This window comes from Streptomyces sp. NPDC086766 (genome assembly GCF_044746005.1).
Lineage (GTDB): Bacteria > Actinomycetota > Actinomycetes > Streptomycetales > Streptomycetaceae > Streptomyces.
Genome location: NZ_JBIVBI010000023.1, coordinates 1 through 14306 on the forward strand (window position 1 = coordinate 1; position 14306 = coordinate 14306).

Consider the following 14306-nt stretch of genomic DNA (forward strand, 5'->3'; position numbering starts at 1 on the left):
CACCGAGGGACGGGAGACGGCGGGCGTTCAACCGAACGTGTCACCCATGTCCTGAGCACAAACGGTCAAGCATCTCCTGAGACCTCACACCGACAGCGGTGGTCAACGCGGGTGCTGCACAGCGACACCCCCACCGAGGTCCCCGACGCTGACGCTCCTCAGGTGAAATTCCTGCCACCACTGCCCTCGATCAGCCAAGACGGCGAACCACTGCCGAGTGGCCAACCGGTGGTGCCCACCTCAACCAGCCGTTGCTCGGTTCGTCTGCCCCTGCGTCCCAACCAGCTGCGGCGTCGACCATGCCCTCCTCGGTTGGGTCGAAGTGGTGGAGTGAATCGCTCCGGTTCTAGGGCCTGTTGTGAAAGTGGATCGTCTGTCAGACCTCCCTGGCATGCTTCGCGCATGGAGATGACAGTGCAGCTGACGATCGACTGCTCAGATCCGCAGAAGATGGTGGCCTTCTGGGCCGAGGCCCTGGGCTATGTGCCTGAGCCTGCGCCGGACGGGCATGCCACGTGGCGTGCTTATTGGGCGGCGCTGGGGGTGCCCGAGGAAGAATTGCCGGCCGGCGCCGGGGACATTCCGGAGTCGATCATCGATCCCGAGGGACGCGGGCCGCGGGTGTGGTTCCAGGAGGTTCCGGAGCCGAAGGCCGCCAAGAACCGGTGGCACTTCGACCTGAAGGTCGGTGGGGGCCGTGACGTCCCACTGGACGTCCGCATGCAGCGGGTCAAGGCTACGGTGGAGCGGCTGGCAAAAGCCGGCGCCACCGTGCTGCGGATCAAGGACGATCCGGATGCGGGGTTCTACGCCGCCGCCATGCAGGACCCCGAGGGCAACGAATTCGACATCGTCTGAGGGGCGTTGGAACGGTACTGGTCACAGCCATTCGTTGATGGCTGCGACCAGCACGGCTGCTTCGTAACGGACGGCGAGTTCGTCGTATCGGGTGGCGACGGCCCGATGGCGTTTGAGGCGTGTGCCGCCTCGCATCAGTGCTGTCGGTCCAAAGCCTCAACAAGGCTGCGGAGTTCGCGCGACCGGCGGCGGGACATCGCGAGCATCATCCCTTCGAGGAACTCGCGGGCCTGCCAGGGATCACCGCAGTAGGCCCACTCCGTGCTCCTTCCAGCTACCCGACCCGCCCGGCGGCCTGCGGCTCCTGCGCGACAAGAACGCGGCCGACGACGAGTAGGCGCCGGTGCGGTCCGATCGGCGGAAAGTCGGACCGGACCGCGCGCGGGGCCGCATTGTTGCCGGCGCCCGTCCATGGGCGCCGAGGAGGATGAAGCGGGCGTAGCCGATGCGGATGTCCGCGTTCGGCAGGTCGGGGTCGATGGACGCCGGCGGGGGTGTGCCGGGCCGCCACGGTCGGCCCGGGCTGCGGTCGGCCGGGGTGCTTTCGGTGGTACGAGGGCTTCAGTGCCCTGCCTCTGGTCTGTGAACCGTGCTGTCGGTCGGAGTGAGGCAGCGGCGCACGAGTGCGAGAGTGCGTTCAGTGACCGTATCGAGGGGGGTGCCGTGTTCGACGGCGGCCAGGGCCGTGTGCAGCATTCCGGCGATCAGATCCGCCGTGAGCGCGGGCTCGGGAGCGCCGAGCTGCCGGACGGCTGCGCGGAACGGTTCGACTTGTTCCAGGTGGAGTTCCATCAGCCGTTCCTGGCAGGCGGGATGGAGGCCGGCGTTCATGAGGGCGGCGGCGGGCCGGTGTGCGCCTTCGGCGCCGAGGCGGAGGCTTTCCCTGAAGAAGGCTTCGACGCGTTCCGCCGGGCCGTTCGCGGTGGCCATGGCGCGGGTGAGTGCCTCGTTGGAGCGCCGGAAGGCTTCTTCCGTGATGGTGGCCAGCAGGGCGGCCGAGGAGTCGAAGTACTGGTACACGCTGGAGCGGGCCAGGCCTGCGAGGGCGCCGACCGCCGCCGGTGTGACGGCGGTGGCGCCTTCGTTCACCAGGATGTCGATCGCTGCCTCGATCAGTGCCTCGCGTTGCTGGGCGCGGTGTTCGGCGACGGTGGAGGCGTTGATCTTCGGCATGGGGGGCGGGCTCCTGGAGGTGTGGACGGGGCCGGGAGCGAGGTGCAGGTCTGCGGCCCCGGTCAGGACAGGCGGCCGTCGACCATCTCGTGGACCCGGTCGGCGGCGTCCATTATCGCCGTGTCGTGGGTGACCATGATCGTGGCTGTTCCGTGCTTGTGGGTCTGCTCGGCGATCAGCTGTACCGCCTCTGCCGACCGTACCCGGTCCAGCGCTGAAGTGGGTTCGTCCACCAGAAGGACGGCGGGAGAGGTCATCAGGGCCCGGGCCAGACCTGCCCGCTGGCGTTCGCCTCCGGACAGCTGGTGCGGGCGGGAACCGGCGCGGTGGGTGAGCCCGACCGCCTCGACGAGTTCGTCGGCCCGGCTGCGGGCTGCGGCGTCGAGACGTCCGTCGATGTGCAGGGGCAGCAGGAGCTGTTCCCTGACCGTGAGGGAGGCCAGCAGGTTCGACTGCTGGAAGACGAAGCCGATGTGGCGGCGGCGGGCTGCGGTGCGTTCCTTGTCCGAGAGGGCGGTCAGCTCGGTGCCGGCGATGTGCACGGTGCCCGAGGTGGGCTGCTGAAGGCCCCCGGCGACGGCGAGGAGGCTGGACTTGCCGGATCCCGAGGGGCCGACGACGGCGACGAACTCGCCGGGGGCGACGCTCAGGCTGACGTGGTCGAGGGCGGTGACGGCGGTGTTGCCGTCGCCCAGGATGAGGGTGACGTCGTCCAGTCGCAGTCCACCGGAGCCCGCGGCGTCCGGGGCGGCCTGGTGGTCGGTGGCGGGTGTGGTCATCGGGTGGCTCCCAGAGCGGTCAGGGAGTCGACGGCGGTGATGCGGCGGACGGCGACGACGGCGCCCGCGGTTCCGAGGCCGATGAGGAGGCCGGAGGAGGTGGCGATGGCCGGGGCGGAGAGGGAGAAGGGGGCCTTGCCGATCATTGCGCTTCCCAGGGCCAGGCCGACCGCGGTGCCGACGGCCGTGGCGCCGACGAGTACGGCGACGACCTGGGCGAGCGCGTCGCGCAGGATGTATCCGGTGGGGGCGCCGAGCGCCTTCAGCAGGGCGATCTCGGCCTTGCGCTGCACGGTCCAGACGGTGAAGAACGCACCGACGACCAGGGCGGAGATGGCGTACAGGAAGCCTTTGATCAGGGCCATGGTGCTCGACTCGGCCGTGTAGCCGGGGGACGCGCCGAAGGTGGCCTCCTTGCTGTCGGCGTGGGTGGCGGTCGCCTTCTCCACGGCGGCGACGTCGGCGCCCGGCTCCAGAGTCAGGGCGACGGCGGTGGCCTGCCGGCGCGCGGCCTCGGGCAGGTCACCCGGCAGGCCGTAGTGAAGACGCCGCCACGTGTCGAGGTCGGTGTAGGCGACGCCGATGTGGCCGTAGGAGATGGGCTTGTCGACCAGGCCGACCACCTTCAGCGGCACCTCGCTCTTGTCCGCGGTCAGGACGTCCCCGATCTTCACAACCAGGTCGGCGATCTCTCGGGTGATCACGATGCCCGCACTGCCCTCTTCCAGTCCGTCGCCCCTGCTGGGGCTGGGGGCCAGGGAGGAGTCCGCTGCCATGCCGAAGACGGCGAGGTTGACCTGCTCGCCCTTCTTGGCGCCCTGGGTCACCTGGGCGTTGGCCAGGGTGTTGCCGAACGGCTCCGCCCGCTCCACTCCTGGGGCCCTGGACCATGCCCGCCAGTCCTCCTGCTCCACGGTCGAGCGGGAGAACTGCTCGCTGGTCGCCTTCTCGTCGAAGGCCATATGGGTCACGGGCAGCGCACGAAGGCCGGATATACCGGCATCCGCCAGGCCGGAAGCGAGTCCGGACAAAAGGACGCCGAGGACGGCGATGAGCGCGACCACCGCGCCCACCAGGGCGAAGCGACCGCGGGCGAAGCGCAGATCGCGTAGGGCAAGGAACACGGGATCTCCGAGCGACGAAGGGAGGGGGACACGACGGCTGGACACGTCAGCCCTTTGCTCAAACTTGACGACTGATGTGTCGGCATCCTATCGGAGGTTATCGACACGCCTGTCGGCACGTTGCGCCGGGGTACACCTGCCAGACGCTCCCGACCGCGACCGGACTGTCATCCCTGGGGCGCGACTTGGCTCCGTGAGGGCTTTGTGCCGGCCGGCCGACCAGTCGGATCGTTCACGAGGTCGACCACCGAGCTGTCGACCACCGAGCTGTCGATCACGACTTCGGAGCGGGCCGAGGGCTTCGCCGTCTCGGTCCGGGGGACGGCGGACCACCGCTACAGAGAATTACGTGCCACTTCGCCCCCAGTTTCGGGAGAACAGCACCGGCACCTCGTACAGCGCCCCGCAGCCGAGCCGGCGCCCGGCCGGACCGCCGGCACGCTGCGGACGGCAGCCCGCTCCCCGATGAGCGGCAGCTGCCGCCAAGGGCCAGCAGGCTGGTGAGCTCGGCGATCGCCTCCGGGACGGCTGAAGCAGCGGCGCACGTTTCTCCGGCTTCTTGTGGCGGGACTTCGCCATCAGCATCAGCAGCGATGCGCCCTCGGACCTGTCCGGCCGATCATGTGACTACGCCGCGCCCCAGTCGTTGATGTGGACATGGGGGCGGGGTGATCTCACGGATGCCGAGTGAGAACGGCGGCAGCCGTTCCTGCCGGTCAGCAACGGTCGTTGTGGCCGGTCGCGGGATCACCGACAGGTGATCGACGGGATTCTGCACCGAGCGCGGACCGGAGTGCAGTGGCGTGAACTGCCCGGACGGTTCGGCCCGTGGAAAACCGTCTACGAACGCCACCGGTTGTGGTCCGGCGACGGCACCTTCGAGCGTCTGCTCCAGCTCGTCCAGGCCGCGGCAGATGCGACCGGTGAAATCGACTGGGACATCTCGATGGACTCCACCATCGTCCGCGCGCATCAGCATGCGGCCGGTGCCCGCACCGATCTACCGCCGGTATCCACGCAAAGGGGCCCGAGTCCACCCCAGTGGTGGCGTTCACGTTCGCATGGACCCGGCAGGCGGTCGAGTCGCGTGACGGGCGCTCAGCGCCTCGTCTCGTACCTGGTCAGGATCACGCCGCAGGGAAGCGTCCGCGTCTCCACCAGGTTCAGGTTCACCCAGTTGTCCAGCGCGGTGAAGAACGGCGTGCCGCCGCCCACCAGGACCGGCGCGGTGGCCAGCACGTACTCGTCAATCAGCCCGGCCCGCATGGCGGCCCCGGCGAGCGTCGCGCCGCCGATGTCCATCGGGCCGCCGTCCTCGGCCTTGAGCCGGGTGATCTCGGTGACGGCGTCGCCGGTGACCAGGCGGGTGTTCCAGTCGACCTTGTCGATCGTCGAGGAGAACACCACCTTCGACATGTCCCGCCAGCGGCGCGCGAACTCGATCTCCGCCGGGGTGGCGCTGGGCTGCTGGTCGGCGGTCGGCCAGTAGGAGCTCATCGTCTGCCACAGCTTGCCCCCGTACAGCGACAGGTCGGTCGCCTGCAACTGGTCGGACCAAAACTGGAACAGCTCTCCGCTCGGCACGCTCCAGCCGATGTCGTCGCCGGGTGCGGCAATGTAGCCGTCCAGGGTCAGGTTCATGCCGTAGATCAGTTTCCGCATGGCGCCAGCCTTCCGTGAGTCGGTCTCACGCGTACAGACCGGCGCGCCGCCGGAAACTCATCCGTGCGCGATCTGAGGTCGCATGTAGTGCTCGTGCTCGGTGGCTCAGCCGCAGACTCTTCGTTCCGCCGAGGAAATGGCATCGATCTGAGACTGATCTTGGTGACATCGCGGTGAGACGACAGAGAACCAGCAGGTCGCAGTGGTGGCGTGGATGTACGGCCCGGTGGCTGTGTCGCGGATGATGGGAAGAGCCTGGCGGCGGCCGTTGTCGGTGACGTACTGGACCAGTAGGGCCAGGCTGGCCCCGGGGGCGGCAACCAGAGGAAGGACCGCCGCCAGGAACCCGAGGATCGTGTAGGGGTGGACCACGATGCCTCCGGGGCCGGCAGACAGGGTCAGACCACGACGCGGTAGTGGGTGGTCAGGCGCCGGTCGTCACCCAGGACGTGGAAGGCGAGGGCGGGCGGTTGGTCGCGGTCTGCCGGGCGGTCGCCCTCCCAGGGCATGCGCAGGGTCCAGGTGACGGCCGGCCCGACGATCAGGGGACGGGCCGCGAAGGTCGAGGCGGCTGCCGTGTGGGCGTGTCCGGTCAGGACGGCAACAACCTGCGGGTGTGCCTCCAGCAGGGCAGCCAGTTGCCCGGGCTGTTCGAGCCTGCAGGAGTCAGGCAGGGGGTGGTGGAGTTCGACGGGCGGCTGATGGAAGGCGATCAGCGCCGGAGTGTCCCGCGGCAACCCGGTGAGCTGGGTGTCGATCCAGTCGAGTGTTTGGGCGTCGAGACGCCCCTCGTCACGGCCGGGGATGGTGGAGTCGCACATCAGGATGGCGGTCCCGGCGATGTGGTGGATCCGGTTCACCGGGCCCTGATCGGGTGCCTCTTTGAGCAGGGCCTTGCGATAGGCCGGACGCGCGTCGTGGTTGCCGGGGCAGGTGAGCACCGGGAAGGAGGCCGTCAGGATACGGGCGGCTTCTGCATATTCGGCTTCCTCGCCGTGATCGGCAATGTCCCCTGTGACCAGGACTGCATCGACCGGCTGCGGCAGGGCCCGCAGGTAGTCCATGACGAGGCTGGCGCGCCGTGCGGCCCTCTCGCTGCCGTCCAGGTGCAGGTCACTGATCTGGGCAAGCAACACCGTCATTCTCTGTCCCCTCCCATGGCGGCTCCCGGCCGCCGCTTCACATCGAGGCGGGGCTGCCACCCACCTCAATCTCTAACGGAAGTTCTCAATTTTTCCATTAGGGACCCTAGGCTGTGCGTGGGAATGTGATCAAGTGGCTGACGACCAGGGGGGAAGGAGACGCTGATGGAGCGCCGGCTGGCACTGGAACTGGCGAGCACGATCCGCCACGACGGGGACGGTGGTGTCACCGACGACCTCACCACGACACACGGAGTGACCCGCTGGATTCAGACGCAGGCCGACCTGCTGGCCGGCCACGTTCCGGTTGGGGAAACGGCAGCGGACGAGGACCTCAGGATGGAGATCGTCGAACTGCGGCGGGCAGTCCGGGCACTCTTCGCCCGGGCGGTCAGTCCCACTCCCCCCAGCCCGGCGGACGCCCGTGAGTTGATGCCGGCCGACCACGCATTGGCCTACCTCAACACGGTTGCCGCCCGCGAAACGGTCGTTCCGCAGATGGACTGGCCGCCGGACGGTGCCCCCACAGTCCGCCTGCTGTCCGCGGAGAACGATCCAACGGTTCGGCTCGTGGCAGCCCTGGCCCGCGCCGCCATCGACTTCCTGAGCGGCCCGCAGCGCACCCAACTGCGGGCCTGCTCCGCGCCCCGCTGCGTGCGCTACTTCGTCAAGAGCCACGGGCGGCAGGAATGGTGCAAACCGTCATGCGGAAACCGTGCCCGAGCAGCGCGCCACTACCAGCGTCAACGCATGACCGCCGAGGGCAGTTCCACCCCGTCCTGACCGCCTCCCGCCCTGATGCCCGCGCCGCAGAACATTCAGCTTGGAGTAGCCGCGAAGGACTCGGCCGAGCGAGGGCGAAAGGCTCTGAGCGTGAGCCCGAGATCGAGCTGCTTGTCCAAGTCCAGACGGAAAGTGCCGTACGGGTTGATGGTGGACCAGAACAGCGCGGCCAGTCCGCGCCGGTCAGCTCCGGATCGGCGAGGTAGTCGCACGCGAAGAGAGTGCGGACCGCGCGGCCGAGCTCTTCGAGCGCGGCGCATGCGGGCCCCTTTCTCCCGCATGAGCCGGTCGTATTCGGCGTGAGGTTTCCCTACACCCGGCGGAGTAGTCACGATGGCGCCCCTCGCAGGATGACCCCAGGTGCGCCCTGGGTGATGCTGGGGCTGTGAGAGCCGACCTTCGCCGAACTGGAGCCGCACCCGGTGACCGCCACGAGGACAGGGACGGGGGCGCCCATCCGGCGTCCGCTACGCCGTCGATGCCTGCCGAGCCCACACACGGGCCACACCGCTCCCGGCTGCGGCGGTGGCTGCGGCGCGCCGCGCTGGGCTGTGCCGTCGTGCTGGTGCTCGTCACGGCGGCCTCGTTCGTCTTCAACGCCGTCACAGCCGGGCGCGCCGCGCCGCCGCGCGGGCTCAGGTACGTGCAGGCCGCCGACGTCCGCACGCGCTACGAGACCTGGGGAACGGCAGGTCCACCGGTCGTCCTGGTGCACGGCGCCTTCGAGTCCGTGGACACCTGGTCGCGCCTTGCCCCGCTGCTCGCCCACGACCACCGGGTGTACGCGCTCGACCTGACGGGCGACGGATACAGCGAGCGCCACGGCCCGTACACCGTCGACCATTTCACCCGGCAGCTCCTGGGCTTCCTGGACGCCCTGCACCTGGCCGGTCCGGGCCAGCGCCCTTTGCTGGTGGGGCACTCCAGCGGAGCCGCCGTGGTCACCGAGGCGGCGTTGCGGGCCCCCCACCGGCTGGGAGGTGTGATGCTCCTCGACGGCGACGCCCTCGACACGGGGGCCGGGCCGCCGCCGGCCTTCAAGCACGTGCTGATCGAGCCGTACCGCACCAGCCTGCTACGGCTCGGCCTCGGCACCGACGCGGTAATCCGCAAGGTGTACGACACACAGTGCGGGCCTGCCTGCCCGCGCCTGGACGCCGCCGGCCTGGATCAGTGGCGACGCCCGCTGAGGGTGCCCGGCGCGGAGAACGCCCTGTGGAGCATGCTGGCCGCGGGGGTGCCGGGCCTGCCCGCGGACCATGTGGCTCGGCTCGCCCGGGTGCGCCTGCCCAAGTCGGTGGTGTTCGGTGCCGAGGACGATGTGTTCTCCCGGCAGACGCCGCAGGAGACGGCCCGGCGAATCGGCGCACCACCCGCGACACTCATCCCCGGCGCCCGGCACCTGACGATGATCTCCAACCCCGAAGCCGTCGCGACCGCCCTGGACAGGCTCACAGCGACATCGGTCGCGGCATCTGGACGACTCCACCGTTCGGCCGGCTCATGACCGTGGCGATACAGCCTGCTGCCGGCCCACGAGGTGCCGTGGCGGTGCTCGGGGCGGCGATAAGCCCCTCAACCCCCAACTGCCTTTAGGCCACGCCAATGTGCTGCTGCGCGTCTCAGCAAGATGCGAGAGGATTGGGCAGACCACGCAGTCCCGCTCCAAACCGTCGCCCGCGGCCTGGACGACTGCCGAGGTGTAATTGTCGCTGCTCGAGGACGGGCCTGGCTGGAGGTTGAGCGGCCGAACCCGCCTAGGCACAGTACGACTTCGGGTTCGCCTTCCCAGGTATGACCTCGCCATCGGCGATCGCGCTCACGGCCAGACGGCACCCCTGCGGGAGCGGGTCGGTGAAGAACCGCCAGGAAGGCGGCCAAGGTGTCCGCCGCCTCCGCAGCACGCGTGGCGGGGGCGCGGTCGGCGGGCTCCGCGGGCACCCAGGTCGTGACCTTCCAGGACCGTGGAAACCGCTCGGAGGGCTCACCGAGGCCCTGCGGGACAGGGACCCGGCAGCGGAAGACCCGGGGCCAGACCCGGCAACCAGGCATGCTCCTTCGCGCAGCAGCGCATCCGCCGACTGCGTCGTCCACGGCAACCGGACGGCGATGCCGTCGCCGAGCCGCCACAACTGGTGGTCCCAGCCAGGCGCGCCCAGCCTCAACGAGTGACCGGCCAAGTCAGGGTGCTGGTCGCGAAGCAGACACCCGAACCAACTCCGCCGTGACCTCGATCCCGGCTCGCCTTCCTGCGGGACCAGCCGGGCCGTGGCGACGCGTTGGGCCAAACGTGTGAGCATCTTCCACGGCTCGGTCGCTTTCGCCGCCGGTTCTGCCCCCGCCGGCCTCAGCCCACCGCCTTCTTGACAAGCGCGCTGATGCGCTCTTCGTCGGCCGTGGTCAGCTCCCTCACGGCGTAAGCGGTCGGCCACATGGTGCCGTCGTCGAGGGCCGCCTGGTCGCTGAAGCCGAGCGTGGCATACCTCGACTTGAACTTCTCCGCGCTCTGGAAGTGGCAGACGACCTTGCCGTCTCTGGCGTACGCGGGCATCCCGTACCAAAGCTTGGGCGCGAGGTCCGGAGCGGCGGCCTTGACGATCTCGTGGATCCGCTCGGCGAGCACGCGGTCCGCCTCCGGCATCTCGGCGATCTTCGCGAGCACGTCCCGCTCCGCCGCCGCCTCCTTCTCCGCCCGGGACGAACCCCGTCTCGCCGCCGCCTTCTTCTCCTCGCGTGCGTGCTCCTTCATAGCCGCCCGCTCCTCGGCGGTGAATCCGTTGTACTTCTCGGTGGTCGTGCCGGAGTCCTCGGGGGACGACTTCGTGGACGGCATGGCAGGTTTCCTCTCGTACCAGGTGGGGTGGGGCGGAAGTGCGGGGGCCGGACGTCAGGACGGCGTCGGCGCGAGCGAGTCACCAGCCTCCCAGACGAACCCGTCGGGGTCGGTGAAGGCGCCGGTGGTGCTGCCGAGGACAATGCGGTGCGAGCCGACGCCGTCGGCGAGGACGCCGAGGTCCTTGGCAAGGGCACCGCGCTTGTACAGCGCCACCTTGACGGAGCCGGACCCGCCGGAGGCGAACTCGACGTACTTGCCACCGAAACTCCGGGCCACGGTCAGGCCCCGGCCGACGTAGAACTGCTTGGTGGCCTTCACGTCCTCGACGCCGAGCAGCAGGACGACCTCGTCGATCTCGCGGGTGGCGGGACCCGTGCCCTTCTTCGCCGAGGTCGCGACCTTCCAGATCGTCCCGTCCGGCGCCTGGACGACGCCGCCGTAGCCCCACAGCGACTTCGCGGCGGGCTTCAGTACCGTGGCACCGGCGTCCACGGCCGTGCTGACGAAGCTGTCGACCGTGGCCGGCCCGGACACCGTGAGCGCCACGGTGAAGCCGCGGAATCCGGCGGAGTGCGCCTCGCACACCCGCAGGCGTACGTACGACTCCACGCCGAAGGCGCTGTAGAAGCGGCGGGCGGCCTCGAGGTCGGCCACCTCAAGGATGACGGACGCGAGAGCCGTGGCGGCTGCGGTGGAAGCGGTGGTTGCCATGACCATCACGCTAGGGCCGCGCGGCCGCCGAGGCTTCTCGATTCCTGACCGGTCTTGAGACTTGCCTCGCCACGCACGCCGGCATCCTCCTCTGCCACCGCCGCCTCGCCACAGCCTGATCGGCGACGGCATCGATAGCCTCGGCCGCGTGATCGATGAAGCAACCCAGTGGCGCCGGTTCGCCGCACTGCTGCCGCCCGCTGACGCCGCCGGATTCATGGACTGCTGGGACATCGGGGAGCAGGAAGCCGGACTCGACCAGCTCGTCGCCGGCCTTCTGAAGCATCGGGTGCCGATCTGCGAGACAGTGCGGGCCGAGATCGCCGTGGCGGCCGAAGTCTGGGGCATGCGGACAGCGCTCGCTGCCGACCTCGGCCGATGCCTCGGCGACCACCAGGGGGACGACAGGCTCAGGTTGATCGAGCATGCCGACACCGTCCCGTCGTCCGGATCATCCGTCGCCACCGACAGCGCGTTGGCTGATCTCCTGATCGTCCGGTGGATTGCCTGTACGCGTTGCGGCCGAGTGCTCGCGCGTGCGCACAACCAGGAGCCGTGGGGTGACCTGTCCTACCTGGCAAGGCACTATGCGCTGCTCACTCCCGGGCAGAACACGTCGACGGTACTGTTCGCTCCCGACTCAGCCTGGGACGCCTTGGCCGAGCTGCGCATGTCCTGCCTCCAGCCATAGGCAGCCGTGTGGGCAGCCATACGCCCCTCAGGAACGTCGTCTAAGAGGTCCTAACAAAGCCGTTGGACGTGTCGGTGTGTGATGAGGCAGGTGGCGAGGCCGATCAAGGCTTCGTGGATGTCGTCGCGTCTTTCCCCGCGGATGCGCAAGCGGCGAATCCCCACTGGAGGACACCGTCGATGAGCGACGACCTCTCGAGCCGAAGCCAGTAACAGCCATACCTGTCAGACACGTTGACTTGCAACGAGGACACCTTCACTATGACCGGGCGGTCACATGAACGTCCGGTCCCATGAAGGAGTGTCCATGCCCACTCCCACCTGGACCCGGCTGTCGCCCACCCGCCGCGAGCGGGTCCTGGTCGCGGCGATGGACGAGTTCGGCACCCACGGCTACTCGACGGGCAGCCTGAACGTCATCGCCCGTGAAGCGGGGGTCGCCAAGGGCTCCCTGTTCCAGTACTTCTCGGGCAAACTGGACCTTTTCTCCTACGTGGCGGAGCAGACCTCGCTGCGTGTCTACGCGTACATGCAGCCCTGGCTCGACGGCTACGACGGCACCGGCGACTTCGCCACGCACCTCGTCGACGCGCTGGAGGCCTGGCTGGAGTACTTCGCCGGGCAGCCACTCGAGCGGGGGGTGGCCGCCGCCACCAACATGGAGATGGACCCGGCGGTTCGTGACGCGGTCAGGCGACCCGTGAACGCCATGTACCTGGCCGGTCTCCGCCCTCTCCTGGAACGGGCCGTCGACGCCGGCGACCTGCGCAAGGACGCCGACCTGGACGCACTGCTGTCACTCCTTCTGGTGCTCCTGCCGCACCTGGCTCTCCTCGCGCACGTTCCGACGTTGGACAGCCCCGTGCAGTTCACCGGAGTCGGCCCCCAGGTCCGGCGCGGGAACCTCGAACGTCTCGTCACCCCGCTGCTCGCCGGTTTCAGAGCGCGGGACGACGGATGACGAAACCCGACCGCGAAATCGCCATCGCCGGTTCGGGTTTCAATCCGGGCCCGGCGCGATTCCCGCCTCGGTGAGCTTTCCCCTCAGCACCGCTCGGGCTCACGGGTGTGCCCGCGGCGGAGGGGCCTTTGGCCCCAGAGTCCGACGACACCCGGACAGCACGGAGACGTACCACCGGATATCACTGCTTCCTCCCCACAGAAAAGGTGATCTCGTGTTCCGTACACTCCTGCGGTCCTTGACCGCGCTGCTGCTGTGCGCCGCAGCCGCCTTCGCCATCGCACCGGCCGCTCACGCGTCGCAGGCAGCCGCCCCGGTCCGGGCGGCGGACCCCTCCACCACGGGGTCGTTCCCCGTCGCCTACACCGATCTCACCGTCTCCGCCTCGGGCCGCTCGTTCAGCGCACGTGTCTGGTACCCCGGCACGACGGCCGGGGCGAACGCGCCGGTCGCCGCCGGCTCCCACCCCGGCCTCGCCTTCGGACACGGCTTCTTCCAAGCCATCACCCGCTACGAGAGCCTGCTCAAGCACTACGCCTCCTGGGGCATCATCACCGTCGCACCCAAGTCCCAGGGCGGTCTCTTCCCCAGCCACTCCGCGTTCGCCGACGATCTGAACGCCGCACTCACCTGGCTCACCATCCAGAACAGCACCAGCGGCTCACGGTTCGCAGGCGCGGTCAGCACCGACCGGCTCGCCGTCTCGGGACACTCCATGGGCGGTGGCGCGGCCCTTCTCGCCGCAAGCCGGAACCCGGCCGTCAAGTCCGTCTCCACCCTCGCGGCAGCGGAGACCAACCCCTCGGCCGTCAGTGCCTCCAGCACGCTGAGCATCCCCGTCCAGTACGTCGGCGGCAGCGCCGACAGCATCGCCGGGGTCGCCGACAACCAGCAGAAGATGTACGACGCCAAGCCGTCCGTCACGCAACTGCGCGTCATCACCGGCGGGTTCCACTGCGGATTCGAGGACAGCTCCGGCATCGGCTGTGACAGCGGAACCATCACCCGCGCCGCCCAGCTGAAACTGACCTACGGTGTCACGACCGCCTGGCTGCTCCACACGCTCGGCGTCGACTCCTCCCTGTACGACCAGGTGTGGGGTTCCGCGGCCCAGAACCTGGCTGGAGTCGTGTACTCCGCCAAGCCCTGAACGTTCCGGAACGCGACGGCGGCAATTGCAGCTGTGCCCCTGCCGGCTGAACGCAGGCGAGCGGCACGCACTTCGAGGTGCACCAGATCCGCTCTCAAAAACCCCTCCGTGAAGCCGACACGAGCCCACTCGCCCAACAAACCGGAAGAGCAAAGGTCCGCTCCCCCGCCCCTGGCAGCCTGCCTGGCGCAAGCGACTCCACGGCACCTGCAGGCTTGACCCCGCGCCGGAACATCACACTGCCTACGGTTGACTGGGACACCGCACACCAGGCGGCCCCAGCCAACCGTAGGCACCGCGGGCCAGGGCACTGCATCAACATCGCGGCGGCAAGGTGGTGTCGGCGTCGATGACGGTCTCGATCACTATGGCGGCCGTGCGGTGGAGGACAGACTCAGAGATGCGATGCTCAGATTGTTTGTGGCCGCGCGCCGCCA

At 69.1% G+C, this 14306-nt stretch carries 13 protein-coding genes and 2 pseudogenes; 7 read left to right on the top strand and 8 right to left on the bottom strand.

Annotation, left to right across the window (positions count from 1 at the left end; translation table 11 throughout):
* The first annotated feature begins 402 nt into the window (after positions 1–402).
* Positions 403–858, top strand: coding sequence for a VOC family protein (locus ACIPM1_RS30085; protein WP_402439925.1), 456 nt, complete (start codon positions 403–405; stop codon positions 856–858).
* 561 nt (positions 859–1419) lie between these two features.
* Here ACIPM1_RS30085 and ACIPM1_RS30090 read toward each other — a convergent pair.
* The 3 genes from ACIPM1_RS30090 to ACIPM1_RS30100 all read right to left on the bottom strand — a co-directional run bounded on the left by ACIPM1_RS30090 (position 1420) and on the right by ACIPM1_RS30100 (position 3934).
* Positions 1420–2031: a TetR/AcrR family transcriptional regulator gene (locus tag ACIPM1_RS30090; RefSeq protein WP_402439928.1), complete on the bottom strand. Its 612-nt coding sequence runs from the start codon at positions 2029–2031 to the stop codon at positions 1420–1422.
* Between the two features lie 62 nt (positions 2032–2093).
* Positions 2094–2810 (bottom strand): ABC transporter ATP-binding protein, encoded by a 717-nt coding sequence (locus ACIPM1_RS30095; RefSeq protein ID WP_402439931.1) that lies wholly within the window; start codon positions 2808–2810, stop codon positions 2094–2096.
* A complete protein-coding gene (locus ACIPM1_RS30100; RefSeq protein ID WP_402439933.1) occupies positions 2807–3934 on the bottom strand; it encodes an ABC transporter permease in 1128 nt (375 codons plus the stop codon). The genes ACIPM1_RS30095 and ACIPM1_RS30100 overlap by 4 nt, the downstream gene beginning before the upstream one ends.
* A gap of 709 nt (positions 3935–4643) precedes the next feature.
* Between ACIPM1_RS30100 and ACIPM1_RS30105 the strand changes: the two are divergent.
* Positions 4644–4958, top strand: a pseudogene (locus ACIPM1_RS30105) (transposase); the annotation flags it as partial.
* A gap of 74 nt (positions 4959–5032) precedes the next feature.
* Here ACIPM1_RS30105 and ACIPM1_RS30110 read toward each other — a convergent pair.
* Entirely contained in the window at positions 5033–5596 is a 564-nt protein-coding gene (locus tag ACIPM1_RS30110; RefSeq protein WP_402439936.1) for a dihydrofolate reductase family protein, read from the bottom strand.
* Between the two features lie 398 nt (positions 5597–5994).
* Positions 5995–6738 carry a metallophosphoesterase gene (locus ACIPM1_RS30115; protein ID WP_402439939.1) on the bottom strand — a complete coding sequence of 248 codons (744 nt, stop codon included), beginning with the start codon at positions 6736–6738 and terminating at the stop codon, positions 5995–5997.
* A 165-nt stretch (positions 6739–6903) separates the two neighbouring features.
* Here ACIPM1_RS30115 and ACIPM1_RS30120 point away from each other — a divergent pair, with 165 nt between their 5' ends.
* Together ACIPM1_RS30120 and ACIPM1_RS30125 are read left to right on the top strand one after the other, a co-directional pair.
* Positions 6904–7521 (top strand): CGNR zinc finger domain-containing protein, encoded by a 618-nt coding sequence (locus tag ACIPM1_RS30120; RefSeq protein ID WP_402439940.1) that lies wholly within the window; start codon positions 6904–6906, stop codon positions 7519–7521.
* Positions 7522–7999: 478 nt separating this feature from the next.
* The gene (locus ACIPM1_RS30125; RefSeq protein WP_402439943.1) at positions 8000–9028 is read left to right on the top strand and encodes an alpha/beta fold hydrolase; all 1029 of its coding nucleotides are present in this window, start codon (positions 8000–8002) and stop codon (positions 9026–9028) included.
* A gap of 308 nt (positions 9029–9336) precedes the next feature.
* Here the strand turns inward: ACIPM1_RS30125 and ACIPM1_RS30130 are convergent.
* The 3 genes and pseudogenes from ACIPM1_RS30130 to ACIPM1_RS30140 form a co-directional block, all read right to left on the bottom strand.
* A pseudogene (locus ACIPM1_RS30130) lies at positions 9337–9756 on the bottom strand (phosphotransferase); the annotation flags it as partial.
* A 112-nt stretch (positions 9757–9868) separates the two neighbouring features.
* On the bottom strand, positions 9869–10354 hold the full coding sequence (locus ACIPM1_RS30135) for an iron chaperone (RefSeq protein WP_402439946.1): 486 nt from the start codon (positions 10352–10354) through the stop codon (positions 9869–9871).
* 54 nt (positions 10355–10408) lie between these two features.
* Entirely contained in the window at positions 10409–11074 is a 666-nt protein-coding gene (locus ACIPM1_RS30140) for a glyoxalase (protein WP_402439949.1), read from the bottom strand.
* 142 nt (positions 11075–11216) lie between these two features.
* Between ACIPM1_RS30140 and ACIPM1_RS30145 the strand changes: the two genes are divergently transcribed.
* The 3 genes from ACIPM1_RS30145 to ACIPM1_RS30155 all read left to right on the top strand — a co-directional run bounded on the left by ACIPM1_RS30145 (position 11217) and on the right by ACIPM1_RS30155 (position 13869).
* Positions 11217–11759 (top strand): hypothetical protein, encoded by a 543-nt coding sequence (locus ACIPM1_RS30145; protein ID WP_402439951.1) that lies wholly within the window; start codon positions 11217–11219, stop codon positions 11757–11759.
* Between the two features lie 306 nt (positions 11760–12065).
* A complete protein-coding gene (locus tag ACIPM1_RS30150; RefSeq protein ID WP_402439954.1) occupies positions 12066–12719 on the top strand; it encodes a TetR/AcrR family transcriptional regulator in 654 nt (217 codons plus the stop codon).
* Between the two features lie 214 nt (positions 12720–12933).
* Positions 12934–13869, top strand: coding sequence for an alpha/beta hydrolase family protein (locus ACIPM1_RS30155; protein ID WP_402439957.1), 936 nt, complete (start codon positions 12934–12936; stop codon positions 13867–13869).
* Positions 13870–14306 lie beyond the last annotated feature (437 nt).